The organism is Polynucleobacter sp. AP-Sanab-80-C2 (genome assembly GCF_035012965.1).
Classification (GTDB): domain Bacteria; phylum Pseudomonadota; class Gammaproteobacteria; order Burkholderiales; family Burkholderiaceae; genus Polynucleobacter.
Genome location: NZ_JAYGQS010000003.1, coordinates 79,696 through 94,283 on the forward strand (window position 1 = coordinate 79,696; position 14,588 = coordinate 94,283).

The 14,588-nt window shown below is 45.0% G+C and carries 17 protein-coding genes; 4 read left to right on the forward strand and 13 right to left on the reverse strand.

Features of this window, described 5'->3' with window-relative positions:
• Window positions 1–29: 29 nt before the first annotated feature.
• From VC178_RS05785 to VC178_RS05800, 4 genes are read left to right on the forward strand one after another with little or no spacing between them, the layout of a single operon-like run.
• Complete coding sequence (locus VC178_RS05785) at window positions 30–1,073, forward strand: lysylphosphatidylglycerol synthase transmembrane domain-containing protein (protein ID WP_215318377.1); 1,044 nt, start codon at window positions 30–32, stop codon at window positions 1,071–1,073.
• 18 nt (window positions 1,074–1,091) lie between these two features.
• Window positions 1,092–2,360, forward strand: a complete 1,269-nt coding sequence (locus VC178_RS05790) for a glycosyltransferase family 9 protein (RefSeq protein WP_215295241.1) — start codon at window positions 1,092–1,094, stop codon at window positions 2,358–2,360.
• A complete protein-coding gene (locus tag VC178_RS05795) occupies window positions 2,357–3,148 on the forward strand; it encodes a phosphatase PAP2 family protein (protein ID WP_323481876.1) in 792 nt (263 codons plus the stop codon). The genes VC178_RS05790 and VC178_RS05795 overlap by 4 nt, the downstream gene beginning before the upstream one ends.
• A gap of 6 nt (window positions 3,149–3,154) precedes the next feature.
• The gene (locus tag VC178_RS05800; protein ID WP_323481877.1) at window positions 3,155–4,024 is read left to right on the forward strand and encodes a 23S rRNA (adenine(2030)-N(6))-methyltransferase RlmJ; all 870 of its coding nucleotides are present in this window, start codon (window positions 3,155–3,157) and stop codon (window positions 4,022–4,024) included.
• A gap of 18 nt (window positions 4,025–4,042) precedes the next feature.
• Here the strand turns inward: VC178_RS05800 and VC178_RS05805 are convergent, their stop codons facing one another.
• From VC178_RS05805 to dxs, 13 genes are all read right to left on the reverse strand, one after another.
• Entirely contained in the window at window positions 4,043–4,609 is a 567-nt protein-coding gene (locus VC178_RS05805) for a heme-binding protein (protein WP_323481878.1), read from the reverse strand.
• Window positions 4,610–4,677: 68 nt separating this feature from the next.
• Window positions 4,678–5,622 carry an LD-carboxypeptidase gene (locus VC178_RS05810; RefSeq protein WP_323481879.1) on the reverse strand — a complete coding sequence of 315 codons (945 nt, stop codon included), beginning with the start codon at window positions 5,620–5,622 and terminating at the stop codon, window positions 4,678–4,680.
• Window positions 5,619–6,077, reverse strand: a complete 459-nt coding sequence (gene tadA, locus VC178_RS05815) for a tRNA adenosine(34) deaminase TadA (RefSeq protein WP_323481880.1) — start codon at window positions 6,075–6,077, stop codon at window positions 5,619–5,621. Before tadA ends, VC178_RS05810 begins: the two co-directional genes overlap by 4 nt.
• Window positions 6,078–6,542: a 6-carboxytetrahydropterin synthase QueD gene (queD, locus tag VC178_RS05820; protein ID WP_323481881.1), complete on the reverse strand. Its 465-nt coding sequence runs from the start codon at window positions 6,540–6,542 to the stop codon at window positions 6,078–6,080.
• Between the two features lie 31 nt (window positions 6,543–6,573).
• Window positions 6,574–7,227, reverse strand: coding sequence for a 7-carboxy-7-deazaguanine synthase (gene queE, locus VC178_RS05825; RefSeq protein WP_323481882.1), 654 nt, complete (start codon window positions 7,225–7,227; stop codon window positions 6,574–6,576).
• A gap of 27 nt (window positions 7,228–7,254) precedes the next feature.
• Window positions 7,255–7,983 (reverse strand): hypothetical protein, encoded by a 729-nt coding sequence (locus VC178_RS05830; RefSeq protein WP_323481883.1) that lies wholly within the window; start codon window positions 7,981–7,983, stop codon window positions 7,255–7,257.
• Entirely contained in the window at window positions 7,959–8,660 is a 702-nt protein-coding gene (locus VC178_RS05835) for a hypothetical protein (protein WP_323481884.1), read from the reverse strand. Before VC178_RS05835 ends, VC178_RS05830 begins: the two co-directional genes overlap by 25 nt.
• Before the next feature lie 28 nt (window positions 8,661–8,688).
• Window positions 8,689–9,486: a ferritin-like domain-containing protein gene (locus VC178_RS05840; protein WP_323481885.1), complete on the reverse strand. Its 798-nt coding sequence runs from the start codon at window positions 9,484–9,486 to the stop codon at window positions 8,689–8,691.
• Window positions 9,487–10,000: 514 nt separating this feature from the next.
• The gene (locus VC178_RS05845) at window positions 10,001–10,600 is read right to left on the reverse strand and encodes an alternative oxidase (protein ID WP_323481886.1); all 600 of its coding nucleotides are present in this window, start codon (window positions 10,598–10,600) and stop codon (window positions 10,001–10,003) included.
• Between the two features lie 62 nt (window positions 10,601–10,662).
• Window positions 10,663–12,000, reverse strand: a complete 1,338-nt coding sequence (locus tag VC178_RS05850) for an NAD(P)/FAD-dependent oxidoreductase (protein WP_215318412.1) — start codon at window positions 11,998–12,000, stop codon at window positions 10,663–10,665.
• A gap of 42 nt (window positions 12,001–12,042) precedes the next feature.
• On the reverse strand, window positions 12,043–12,516 hold the full coding sequence (locus VC178_RS05855) for a TspO/MBR family protein (protein WP_215318414.1): 474 nt from the start codon (window positions 12,514–12,516) through the stop codon (window positions 12,043–12,045).
• A gap of 26 nt (window positions 12,517–12,542) precedes the next feature.
• On the reverse strand, window positions 12,543–12,683 hold the full coding sequence (locus tag VC178_RS05860; protein WP_215295268.1) for a hypothetical protein: 141 nt from the start codon (window positions 12,681–12,683) through the stop codon (window positions 12,543–12,545).
• An 11-nt stretch (window positions 12,684–12,694) separates the two neighbouring features.
• The gene (gene dxs / locus VC178_RS05865; protein ID WP_323481887.1) at window positions 12,695–14,581 is read right to left on the reverse strand and encodes a 1-deoxy-D-xylulose-5-phosphate synthase; all 1,887 of its coding nucleotides are present in this window, start codon (window positions 14,579–14,581) and stop codon (window positions 12,695–12,697) included.
• Window positions 14,582–14,588: the final 7 nt, after the last annotated feature.

Genomic DNA, 14,588 nt, shown 5'->3' on the forward strand with positions numbered 1-14,588 from the left:
TAGGCGCCCAAAGCATTATCCTTACGCCTATGAGTTCACTGCCCCAGTCCACCCCAAAAGCCCAATCTGGGTGGAAATCAATGCTGAAGCGTGCCTGGCCGACCATTCGCATTTTGCTATCCATCGCCCTGCTTTGGAAAGCCACCAGCGGAATCGACTGGCATACCCTCCTTGATTCTGAAATCAAGATGCAACCAGCTTGGCTAATAGCTGCAGGAGTGGCGATTTGTTGCGCGTTTATTTGTGGCGGTCTGCGTTGGGGATTTTTAATGCGAAGTGTGGGTTTTCAAGGTGGCTTCAAAACTTATATCGCTCTATATTTTGCTGGCGGACTCATTAACCAAGGATTACCAAGTACGCTAGGGGGAGATAGTTATCGCGCCATCACCGCAACACATCTCAACAGCACCGGAAATCTCACTGAAACACAAGAGCTTGATAAAGAGCTTCATCACTCTGTTGATTTAGAGCATGCTCCTGCAAAACTGCGCCTCAGCTTTGCGATGGTTTTAGTGGATCGCTTTTTAGGTTTAGCGGGCAATAATTTACTCGGTGGCTTAGGCTTAATTCTCGGTGGCGCTACGCTTGCTGCCTGGGGACAAGATTTAGGTTACGCCGTTGTTGCCGTCATGGTGTTAGCAGGGTTAATCATCGCCTTGGTATTGGCTTGGGCGCCAACCCGTCAACTACTGCAAAACTTACTTGACCGCCTGCGTATGAACAACGCCATGCCTGGTATTCGTTTGGCCTTTTCCTGGCCGATGAATATTGCACAAGCCCTCTTCGCAATCGCCATTCATGGCTTCATTATTTTGGCTTTTGGTTGTTGCCTCAGAGCCTATGGTGCTGAAGCGCCAATCTCTAGCCTGATGATTGGCCTGCCCGCATTAAGTCTTTTGTTAATGCTCCCGATTAGTATTTCTGGCTGGGGCTTGCGTGAAGCAACTCTATCGTCTGTGCTAGCACTATGGGGCGTTAACCCTTCACTTACCGTATTAGCCTCTATAAGCTATGGTGCAATTACTGTGATCTCAGTCCTGCCGGGTGCTTACTTTTTACTAAAACGAAAATAATTCTTTCAGAGCAAAATTATGACTATTAGCGTCAATACCATGCGTGCCATTGATCATTGGGTTGGAGTACCCCTTTGCGCAATTGCCAGCCCATTAGTGGTATTGATAGATGGTGTAAAAAGAATTTTTAGCCGTGGTCCAAAAACTCCCAAGAAATTACTGTTTATCGAACTCTCCGAAATGGGGAGCGCCATCTTGGTTGACCCAGCGATGCGCAATGCACAAGCGCGTGGCGCTGAATTATTTTTCTTAATCTTTAAGAGCAATCGCGCTAGTCTCACCCTTTTAAATACGGTTAAGCCAGAAAATATTTTCACGATTGACTCTTCAAGCTTGGGTGGATTAATTAAAGACACCTTGCGCTTTTTGCTCGTCGCCCGTGCACATCGCATCGATACCGTGATTGATCTTGAGCTCTTCTCACGCTTTACTGCCCTTCTCACTGGACTATGTGGTGCTCGTCATCGCGTGGGCTATCACATTTTTCACGGGGAAGGTTTATGGCGTGGCTTCATGCTTACCCGCAAGGTGCATTACAACCCGCACATTCACATTACTAAAAACTTTCTCTCTTTAATTCATGCAGCTTTTGCAAAAGAGATTGAAGTGCCTTTTAGCAAAATTCAGATTCCGGATTCTGAAGTCAAACTTGAGCAAGCCATCATCCATCCAGATGTTATGAAAAAAGTGCTTGCTCGGATTGAAAAGAAAGCTGCTGAAGCCGGCATTCCCTATACCTATGGAAAAAATCGCCTCATTTTGATTAATCCGAATGCTAGCGATCTCTTGCCACAACGTCGCTGGGCGCAACAGCGCTTCTCGGAGCTCATTCAAGCTGTAAATCAGCGCTATCCAAACGATTTAATTCTGATTACGGGCTCCCCTACTGAATTTGTCTATGTCGATAAAGTGCGCTCTGTTGCCAACGTTAAAAATGCTCTGAACTTTGCAGGCCAAGTTACCTTTACTGAATTGCCACCGCTTTACACGCTATCTGATGTGATGGTGACCAATGATTCTGGCCCAGGTCACTTCTCTGCAGTGACACCACTCAGAACAGTGGTTCTGTTTGGACCAGAGACGCCCGCCCTCTACGGCTCTATTGGTAACTCTATTGCAATCACCGCCAATCTTGCTTGCTCACCTTGTGTGAGCGCAGCTAATCATCGCAAAACACCTTGTCAAGATAATGTCTGCATGCAAGCCATTTCGGTTGCGCAAGTATTGGATAAAGTGACTGTTCAATTGCAAGAAGCGGATAGAGCAAAAGGTCGTTCAGCTGGATGAGCAAGACAGTAATCCCCAAACTAGCTTGGTTTGTCCCGCTTGCTCCTATCGCTCTTGCTGCAGCGATTTACTTTGGGGAATTTCAAAGTAGTAGCTTTTTATTCATTAATCGTCTTACCCAGTTATTGCCTGACATAGTTTGGGCCTGGCTCACTTTTCTAGGAAATGGCTGGGGCATATTTGCATTGGCATTTCCGCTACTCCTTTTAGCGCCCCGCTTACTCACTGCCGGTTTATTTGCAGGCGCCCTCTCCGCAATTGCCAGCACAATTCTCAAAAACGGGTTTGATCTTCCAAGACCAGCTGGTCTTTTAGAGAATGGTAGTTTTTATCGCATTGGCGAGCCCCTGCTGCATAAAGCATTGCCATCAGGTCACACCCTTACGGCTTTCGCGATTGCCAGTGCACTGTATTTTGTCTCCAGCAGAGCGAAGCGTAGCCATCTATTGCCGCTGTTCTTGGTTGCGGCATTAGTAGGCTTATCGCGCAACGCAGTTGGCGCACATTGGCTCACAGACGTATTGGCCGGAGCAGGCGTTGGCATTTGGTGTGGGATGTTGGGTGCCCTACTTGCACAATACGTTCCAGAGAATCAACTATCCCTCAAGAATCTTTGGCCTCGCTTGATTGCCCTTGGCGGTGTTGCAGCTATCTATGCGCATTACACCCAAATTATGGATCTTGAATTAAATCTGCCATTGCAATATGCCTCCATTGCCATCGTAGCTATCACCTTCATATTTTTTGTTAAAGCGCAATTTAACAGCTCACCTGGCAGCCCAGAATAGTTTTGTATGTTTAGCTATCGACATGCTTTTCATGCTGGCAGCCATGCTGACATTCTCAAGCACCTTACCCTTATTCATCTTGTAGAGTATTTACAAGAAAAACCGGTAGCCTTGACGATGGTCGACACCCATGCTGGTGCTGGTGTCTATAGCCTAGAGGATGGCTTTGCTGCTGTGAGCAAAGAAGCAGAAGGTGGAATATATCGTTTATTGAAATTCAAAGATGCGGGCAATCCCATTCCAGAAAGCGTTCAAACATATTTGGATTGTATTAAGGCGGAAAATGTTGGGGGAGATCTCAAGACTTATCCTGGGTCCCCATTTATTCTGGCTCGACTGTTGAGACCGCAAGATCGCCTGAAGTTATTTGAACTTCATCCCAAAGAGATTGATATTCTTCGCCATAACATTGGAGAACTGAAGCAATCAAAACAGATTGATATTTATGCTGAAGATAGTTTTAGCAGACTGAAGGGCTTACTACCGCCTCCTAGTAGGCGCGGTTTAGTACTCATTGATCCTTCTTATGAAGACAAGCAGGATTATCGGTATTTAGAGCTTGCAATCGAAGAAGCATTACAGCGTTTTGCTACTGGCTGTTACGCAGTCTGGTATCCGATTCTTTCCAGAAGAGAATCTATCGCTCTACCTGATCGCATGAAAAAGATTTGCGCCGCTCATCAGCGCTCTTGGCTTCATACTGAGTTGCGTGTTGAGAATGCACCTGGTGAACGGCGCCTTCAAGCGAGTGGCATGTTCATTATTAATCCACCGTGGACACTAGAAAAGCATCTCGCTGATGCACTACCCACTTTAACCAAGGCTCTAGGTATTGATGGTGGAGCGCAATTCTTACTCAAGAGTTTTGAGGCATAAAACGAATCTTAGATTTACTCAGTCGCGCACATCAATCATGATCTCGTTGCGACGCATGAACGGTAGTGTCCAAGGCGGGTTATAGCGGGCGAATTTTGGTGAGCCATTCGCTGATAGATTGTGTGTCTTCATCCACTCTTCTAACTCTAAGACTCTCTCGGCGACTTTTTGACTGTTATAAAAACCTGAGAAGGTAATCACCGCTCTTTTGACTGCAGGAATTTGCCTGATCTGCACCTTTGAATTGAGGGGCTTCGGTAGCGTTTCCATAGTGTATTCAGAGGGCATGACAAATGAAACCACCCATTGCCCAGCCTTACTCTCAATATTGACTGGGGTGGTCATGGCTATCTTGGCACTTTTAGCAGGCTGCTCCTCTACCGCAACTGGAGTAGTCATCGAAATTTTTTCACTAACTTGGTTTTGGCCAAAGATATAAGCAGCAATGAGCCGAAAGCCTTGACCTGATGCTTCATCGAGATCGCCCTCAACCTGAACCTCAGCCAAAATCATCGGCGCATAAGATCGAAGTTCAAATGGGGGCGCCTTTTCAAGCACGGAATATTTTGGTTCTTCAATTGCCATGACTGCCCCCGTGAAAGTCAGCGCTAAAAAAAGAATACTTTGCGTGATAAATCTTTTAAAAGACATCTTCACCAGCTTGTCTTAAGATTAAAGCCTGCAGCACTGTACTCAAGAGTAGCACTTGCTCCAACGGGTAGAGTAAGTTTATTGGCTTGATGGCCAAATGGTAGATCAGTCAAAATAGGAATGGATTTTGCTAGGCGATGACGAATAGCCTCAACTGCACGCTCAAGCGTATAGCCTTTATCGTTGTCGTATAAACGATATGCCGAGAAACCGCCTAGTAATACTGCTGACTGATTACCCAGTACACCAGCATCCAATAACTGCATCAAGGTTCTTTCCAGCCGATAGGGATGCTCATTCACATCCTCTAAAAATAAAATACCGCCCTTTGTTTGGGTGCTTGATGGTAGGTAAGATGTTCCGATAAGACTGGCTAGCACCGTGAGATTTCCACCCCAAAGCATTCCAGTAATTGAACCTGAATCTACTTGCCCCAAGAATGCTTGAGATGCATTAATAGTGCAATCGAGTTTTCTTTCTTGTGTGGCAGATAAGAAATGCTTCCACATGAATTTATCTGGAGGAATTGGCTTGCCATTCTCATCGATTCTGCCAAAGTCATAATTGAGCATAGGACCAGATAAAGTAATCGCGCCCGTCTTAGCCAAGAGACCCAGCCCAAAACTGGTGAAGTCGCTATGCCCACAAATCTGGAGCCCACCCTTCACTGCTTGAGCAATTGCATTCCATTGAATATCAGACAGCAGACGATGAATACCATAACCACCACGCATTGCCATCACAATTTGCTTCGCATCTAATGTGGCTAAGTGATTGAGCTCATTTAATCGCTCGGCATCACTTCCAGCAAAACGCTCGTGTACACGATAAACACAATCAGGATTATGAATCGCCATACCCTGGCTTTTTAACCAAGCAATCCCCGCTAAGGGGCTCTTCTCATCCAGACTAGCGCCTGATGGAGCAACCAGATGGATGGAGTTCAACGTCGCTCCTTAAAGAAGCTGCGCAGTAATTGACCACACTCTTCACTCATGACGCCACCCTCAACGCTGGTTTGATGATTTATTTCTTTTGAAGAGAATACATCCAAAACACTTCCAGCGGCACCTGTTTTAGGATCTGGTGCGCCAAAGACAAGCCGCTCTACCCTGGCATGCAGGATGGCGCCTGAGCACATTGCACAAGGCTCTAGGGTTACATATAGAGTGGTGCCTGGAAGGCGATAATTTGCTTCTACTCTTGCCGCTTCTCTCAGAGCCAGCATCTCGGCATGCGCACTAGGATCATGATGCGAGATAGGTTGATTAAATCCCCTAGAAATGACCTTACCGTCGCGTACTAAAACTGCACCAACCGGCACCTCATTTGCAGTAGCAGCTAATTGAGCTTGCTCAATCGCTTGCTCCATAAACTGATGATCAAGTTCAGCTTGATTCATTTAAGTAGGGTGAACGTCAGCCCAACAATTTGGAGTTTCATATAGACGAATTGCTGAGAGCTCAAGACGACCACCAAATGCTTTAGCAAAGACAGGCTGCAAAATAGTGAATGCAGCATTTGCCAGATTCTCGACAGTGGGAACATGCTCCATGATGACGGTTTTATGATTTGGCAATGTGGCCAAGAATGCCACCAAACCTTGATCTTCTTTAGCCACTAAAAATGCATGATCCCATGGTTCAACAACGTGTTCATTGGTGAGCTTTTTGATATCACCAAAATCTAAGACCATGCCATCATCGGCTTTGCCAGGATGATCTGCCACCTCACCAGTCAAGGTCACCTCGATTGCATAGCGATGCCCATGCAAATGCTTGCATTGCCCATCATGATTTGGAATGCGATGACCTGAGTCAAACTCAAGACGGCGGGTAATGGAGATAGCAGCTTGTTTACTAGTCATTTGGTACTTTAAAGAATTGGGCACAGCCCTTTTATCGGATTCCAATCAGTTTATGCGATTGAATACTCAGTCTCCACAAGGGACGTTTTTGGCACAAACCCACTGCCAGCTCTGTATTACTTTTGAGGTTTGGTCCATCCATGGGTTGCAAGAAGCGATTGCGGTAGTCCATCTTCTCAAAACGGGCCATTAGATTTTCTACAGAATCGTGCCCAGCTTGTGGAACCACCAACTTGAGTTCGTTTGCCTGCAACACAATCAGATCAGAACCTGCCTTTGGACTAACGCAAACCCAGTCAACTCCTTTTGGAACCTTGATGGTGCCGTTAGTTTCAATCGCCACCTCAAAACCTTTTTGATGAAGCACGGTGATGAGCTCTTCATCTAACTGCAAGAGTGGTTCACCACCAGTAAACACCACATAACGTTGCTGCGGGCCTGCCGAAGTACTTCTCCAAGCAGTCTCTATAGCCTTTGCTAAATTATTGGCAGTCTCAAATTTTCCACCACCAACACCATCACTACCGACAAAATCGGTATCGCAAAATTGACAGACTGCTGAAGCACGATCCTCTTCACGACCACTCCATAGATTGCACCCGGCAAAACGGCAAAAAATAGCAGCACGTCCAGCGTGAGCGCCCTCACCTTGTAAGGTTGGAAATAGTTCTTTAACGGTATACATAGCAATAGGCTATTTTAAGCGCTTTGCTTACTTCCAGGTGACCAGCTCCCATTGCCAATAGTCTTCCCAGTAGGCGTTTGACCAGAACACTCCGGGCGTAATGTAGCGCCCACTGCCCCTACGGATCACCCAGCGCCCGATTTCTGGAGAGAACCAGACATCTTCCTCGCGGATATTTTGAACTCTAAAGAGGTCATTACTCTCAAAATAAGGTATCTCATTGTGGAGGTGAAGAGTCAGAAACTTTCCTGCTGGAGACTGGATTTGCTCCCAAGCAAGTGCCGACATATTGAGTCCCCAGTAATAACTTCCATCTAGATAAGCGGGAACTTGATAGTGGGTTTTATAAAACCGATGCCAGCCCACCTGAAGTTGTTCAGGCCAAAGAGGAATTGCCTGCTGAAATTTTTGTGGAGGGCTCCAATGCGGATCCTGCAACACAAAGCCCCAGTGCGCTTGGATTTCATCGGGCAATGGACCCGACTTGACTCCCGAGCGTGCAATACGAATTTCACTACCTACCGAGACAACTCTTTCGGTGACGGTATCAATGATTTCTTGGTTAAATACATTACGGACTTGGTAAACCCATTCTTGCCCTACCTTGGGCGCCCGAACGATTGGCGTTGGTATGGGTTGACCTACATTGACACCTTGAGGAAATGGCTGCGAAGAAATGCACCCTAGCAAAAAAATTGGCAGGGCTACTAAAAAGAATCTGCGCCAGTGTTTTACTTGTATGAAGTGAGTTGCCATTGAAGACTATCTTCCAAATTAGGCATGCCTAACTGACCCTGAATCATATAAGAGCCAGAGGATTCGCGGGCAACCCAACGACCAATACTGGGAGCAAACCAGACAGTTTCTTTACGGATGCAATTGACTTTGTTGTCATCATCGCTCACATAATTAATCAGATTTTGGTAACGCAAAGTCAGAAAACTGCCTGCAGGTACAGTCATTTGTTCCCAACCGTGGGCGCTCATATATTCTTGCCAGCCATAAGCATTATCGGGGTAGCCTGCCAAGCTATATTTGGTAATCAATTGCTTACTCCAGCTTGAAGCTAACTCTTGAGGCCATAAAGGGATGGCTGGGTTGAAGCTAATGACCCTAGACCAATGCGGATCTCGAATCACTGTACCCCAAGGTCCTTGAATTTCATTAGGTAGTTTTTCGCCGCCTTCGTTCGATCGATCAACCACAATCGTTGAACCAATGCTGGCTACACGCTCAGTAATCAGCCCTAAATTTTTACCGTCAAATACATTGCGTTTAACGTAGGTCCATTCCTGGCCAACTTGGGGCGCACGAATAGCGGGTGCCGGGTTAGGCTGCGCAACTGGAATGCCACGCTCATATGAAAGCGGCACGCCACAAGCTACCGGCGCTAACGCAGCCGATGTGATGAATGTGCGACGAGATAAATTCATATACTCTCCTAATCAATATTTATTGTGACTATACCCCAAGCAAACTGAGCTCTTCAGCAGTAAATCCTGCTTGCTTACGAGCCTCGAAATTAAATGGCCCCCGTAATTTGGGTGCGGAATATTTTTTTGCTAGATCTCTATAGGCGGTAATCGGCGAGAGATTATCTTTCTCGCATAAGAAATTGAACCAATGATTACCAATGGCAACATGACCGATTTCATCTCGGAGAATGATCTCTAGAATATCGACTGCGCCGAGCTCTTTAATTTGCTTGAAACGATCTCGAATCATGGGTACGGCATCTAGACCCCTTGCTTCCATCGTGCGCGGAACAAGCGCCATCCGAGCAATGACTGAGTCTTGTGTTCTCTCTACCATTTCCCACAAACTATTGTGTGCAGAAAAATCACCATAAGAAAATCCAAAGGATTGGATGTATTCGTTCACTAGTGTGAAGTGGTAAGCCTCTTCTTTGGTAACTCTGAGCCAATCTTCATAGTATTGCTGAGGCATGTTAGGAAAACGCCAAATCGCGTCTAAGGCAAGATTAATCGCATTAAATTCGATATGGGCTAGTGAGTGCAATAAAGCCACCCTTCCCTCGACGCTATCCATTTTTCTTTTGGGAACCTGAAGAGGCGGAATCAATTCAGGCCGTTGTGGGCGCCCAGGCAAAGCCAGATCTTGACTATTCAATAGTGCAGCAGGATTCATGTCGACGAGTTGCTTGTGATATTCGTCAAATAATTGAAAAACTCGGCTTACCTTTATTTGCGCATCGGTAATGGCCAGTATTTCAAGAGTGGCTTGGCGTAACTCAGTCATTTATCAACAATATATAGGGTTCTCAAAGCCTACAAGAAAGATTGCATCGTCATATTTTCCACGATGAAAACTCATTGCCATTATAGGAACAGGTCTTGTATGATCAACAGAGTCTAGAACAAACGCTATTGCTTAGGGATCGATGAAATGTCCAGAGATAAATTGGGATTGTTTGCATTTGGCTTAGTACTAATAGGCTTTGTGGTGTTTGTAAAAACCGGCTCCTTTTTTCTCTTTTCCATAGGCATCGTATCTGTCGCCCTGTTAGTGTTTTCAAAAAGCAAATTCATTAAATAGATGACTGGTGAAAAACTAGAGCTAATCTTTGAGTTTGGTGTGATATTGATCTCACCCATCATCTATCATCTCTACCTTTTGAAATACAAAAAAATTGCGCGAGAAATTGTTTTTAAGGATATCAAGATTTACTTGTTCCTTTACATTCTGATTGCCATTACCGGCTTATTCGCTCTATTGAGATAGCCCAATCATGAAGGCTGAGTTGGCTTAAATCCTAACGGTCGTATTCGCTAGCAAACTCATGATTCACGTCGCGATGCTTTGCTTCATCCTCTCGGACTGCAATCACCACATCACGCAATGTAGCGTCTGCAGATAAGCTCCAATAGTCAATGGCAATTTTTGGCGCAGGGATATTGGGTAAGCTTCCATTATCAATTTCACGTAAATATTCTGTATAGGAATAAACCGCTTCTTCTTCAAAATATCCAACAATGCGATGAGCTGTTCTTGGAAAAAAAACGTAGATAACAAAAAACATATTCCAAAATACTGCTTGCGCAGTCAGGACTAAAAAGCGCTCAAATGCGTTGGGCTTAGCAATCTCAATGAAAGTCATTAAGTGCATTCTTTCATTTTCGGCTTCATCCAACAAAGTACGAATCTTGGGACCATATCCCGTTTTCATCTTGCGCAAACTGGTCAGATGCGTCCACATCCCAGAAACCATCCCAGGAACGCCTGCAACGGTCTCAAGAACGACTGCGCGGTGACCATATCTTTTTTGGAAAAAAGTATCTGCAAAAAAGCGCATACTTTTTGTAAAGAAAAGGGCTACCCGGTCAGAGAAATTAATGGGTTGGTAGTGACTCATTTGATGCTCTTAAGCTAGTTATTTATATAAATATTACTCGCTTAAGAAAATATCTGCTTGGCTCAGTGAAGCTTGACGATAGAATGCGTTCTACGGTGGATTAAACGGCTGATCGTGTCTAAAGCCACCTTAACCCAGCCATGGAGGGCCAGTTGATGAAGTTTGTATAGACTGATATACATCAGCTTTGCAAATAAACCTTCCACCATCAGACTGCCGCCAATCAAACCTCCCATCATGCTGCCCACACTACTGTATTCACCCAAGGATACGAGCGAGCCAAAATCGCGATATTGATAAGGTCGCAGCGGCTTGCCATCCATGATTTGATTGATCTGAGAAAAGAGATGTGAGGCTTGTTGATGGGCTGCCTGAGCTCTAGGAGGCACAATGCCGCCCTTGCCATTATTCGCCTCTGGCCATGGGCATGCAGCACAGTCTCCCATTGCAAAAATATGAGGGTCAAGGGTAGTTTGTAAGGTTGGTAATACCAACAGTTGATTAGCGCGATTACTTTCTAAGCCGCCAATCCCATTCAAAAAGTCTGGCGCCTTAACCCCAGCCGCCCACACAATTAATTCAGCTGGAATTTCTACGCCACTAGATAAACATACTCGATCAGACTGGATTTCTTTCACCTTGGCATTAGTCATGACTTCAACGCCAAGATCAGTGAGTAATTTTTCAGCCGCGCTGGAGATTCTTGCAGAGAGTGCAGGTAATATCTTAGGAGCAGCCTCAATCAAAATGACTTTGAGATCTTTCTCAGGATCCACGCGATCCATGCCAAATGAAATAATCGCACGCGTAGTGCGATGCAATTCTGCGGCTAACTCTACTCCAGTAGCACCAGCCCCAATAATGACAACCTGTAATTGATGGGCTTCCAAAGGCTTGGTTTGAGCTTGAGCCCTAAGACAAGCATTGATCAAACGTAAGTGAAAGCGCTTTGCATCTACAAGAGACTCAAGCCTTTGAGCATATTGTTCAACGCCCGGGGTACCAAAATCATTCGTTAAGCTACCAATAGAAATAATTAGGGTGTCGTATTGAATCGTTTGCTCAGGCGTAATCAATACACCCGCGTCATCATAAAAAGGGGCCACCTGAATTTGTCGGTTGACTCTATCTATACCGGTTAACTCACCTAAGCGAAAACTAAAATGATGCCAGTGTGCTTGCGCAATGTAGTCTAGCTCTTGATCGGCAAGATCCATAGAGCCTGCAGCAACCTCATGCAGTTTTGGCTTCCATAGATGGGTACGATTCTTATCCACCAAAATAACGGATACTTTTTTAGAGCCACTGTTGCGGGAGCGAAAACGATCGCCGAGTTTGGTTGCAAGCTCTAGACCGCCAGCGCCGCCTCCCACAATCACGATTCGATGTTCTTTAGTCATGGACTTCTCTTGATTTGTTTTACCTGCATCCCAGTCGCACTTTTAAGCGAAGGGGCCATTCAGTCGAACTGTATCCCAATTTAAAACAATCGCAATACTGACCCATACCAAATACGGCAAGATGTATAAGCTATATTTAGTAGAAATTTTTCTGATTGTCAGAAAAATAGCTAACACTGAAAGCCATAAAAATACGGCTTCATATAACGACCAATCAGGTCTTTGAAAACGAAAATACAAAATGCTCCACAGTAAATTCAGAAGTGCATTGAGCCAAAAGAAAATATTCAGGCGACCGAGAATCAAAGTATCCGAGGTCAAGTGTTTTACCCCTACCCAAGCGATACCTGAAAGAATAAAAATAGTAGACCAAATGGGACCAAATAAAAAATCGGGGGGTTTCCAAAAAGGCTCTTTTAAAGCGTGATACCAAGGCCCCAAATCCGTTGCCAGGCCGCCCAAAATCGCTATGGATAGGCCCCACACAAATGGCACGACCATTTTCTTATTCAACATGGGTTAATCAGCCTTTGGTTCAGTATTTAAGCGTAATAGTTGATTAAGAAAAAAATCAGAATGAACAGATTCAGAGTGCCAAAGATGATGGCAACAGGTTTACCAATGTATTGCCACTTTTGTTCTTTTGATAAACCTTGAGTGTCTTTTTTTTCTTTCTTAAACATGAAATAGATCGTTAGATTTGAAAATGCTCACGCACCTTAGTCAGAATTTTTTTCGGGGATAGCCCATAAAAATCTAGCAGCACATTAATATCACCATGCTCGACATACTCATCGGGTAGTCCAATTTGTAAAGTCGGTATTTGAATCTTGTGTGCTGATAAGGCTTCTAAACAGGCGCTACCAGCCCCTCCTTGGATAGCGCTATCTTCAACAAAGACCAAAGCATCATGATTTTTTGCCAGATCTAATAATAATTTTTCATCTAGAGGTTTCACAAAGCGCATATCGGCAACCGTAGCATCAAGCTCCTCTGCAGCCTCTAACGCACTGTAAAGCAAAGGACCAAAACAAACGAAAGCAATCTTTTTACAGACGGCTACAGTATTTTTGATTTTGCGAACGATCAATCCTTCGCCAACAGTAATAACCTCAAGTTTCTGAGAGGCTTCAGGACCCAATCCAGAGCCCCGTGGATAACGCACCACTGAGGGACCATTTAAGCTAAAAGCTGTGGTCAACATATTTCTGCAATCTGCTTGATTAGATGGCGTCATGAGCACCACATTCGGCAAGCATCTTAAAAAGGCCACATCAAATGCACCTGCATGTGTTGCACCATCTGCACCAACCATGCCGGCTCGGTCTACGGCAAAGACAATCGGTAAATTTTGCAAGGTCACATCGTGGATCAGTTGATCGTAGCCCCTTTGTAAAAAGGTGGAATAGATAGCGACTACTGGCTTGAGACCTTCACAAGCAATACCTGCCGCAAAAGTCACCGCATGTTGTTCTGCAATGCCTACGTCAAAGTAACGCTCAGGAAACTGTTTTTCAAACTGAACTAGACCAGAACCCTCGCGCATCGCTGGCGTAATACCAATCAGACGCTGATCTTGCTTTGCCATGTCGCAAAGCCATTCACCAAACACTTCGGTATAGGTTTTTTTACCTGGCGCGGAAGGCTTTAGACCTTCGCTAGGATTAAATTTTCCCGGCCCATGATAAGCAATCGGATTTAACTCTGCCCTCTCGTATCCTTTGCCTTTTTTGGTAACGATATGCAGAAATTGTGGACCATCAGTTTGGGCAATCTTTTTTAAATTACTCAATGTGACAATCAAATCTTCCAAGTTATGACCATCGATTGGGCCATAGTAATCAAAACCAAATTCTTCAAAAATGGTAGCTGGACCAATCATCCCCTTAGCATGACCTTCCAGTCTTTTTGCAAACTCTCGCAAGGGAGGGCTATAGGAAAGCACCTTATCTAAGCCTTTTTTAGTGGCCCCATAAATTGAACCGCTAATGAGTTTTGCTAAATATCGATTGAGAGCTCCGACGGCTGGCGAAATCGACATTTCGTTATCGTTCAAAATCACGATCAAAGGAATGGATTTATCAACCCCGGCATTATTTAAGCCTTCGTAGGCCATGCCCGCGCTCATAGAGCCATCTCCAATTACAGCAACCACATTGCGCTTTTCGCCCTTCACCTTACTGGCGACCGCCATTCCTAAAGCAGCTGAAATACTGGTGGAAGAATGTGCTGTGCCAAAAGCATCGTATTCGCTTTCCGAACGCTTAGGGAATCCAGACAAGCCTCCAAACTGACGCAACTGAGGCATTCCCTCTCTGCGCCCAGTCAAAATTTTATGAGCATAGCTTTGATGGCCTACGTCCCAAACGATTCTGTCATCAGGCGTATTGAAAACGTAGTGCAAGGCGACTGCTAACTCTACTGTTCCAAGATTAGAAGATAGATGCCCACCCGTACTAGCAACAGATTGAAGGATAAATTCACGCAATTCATCAGCCAATTGTGGAAGCTCAGACTGTTCGAGTTGCTTTAAGTCCTGCGAAGAATTAATCGTATGGAGTAGTTTGGTGACCTGGAGCATATTCAAC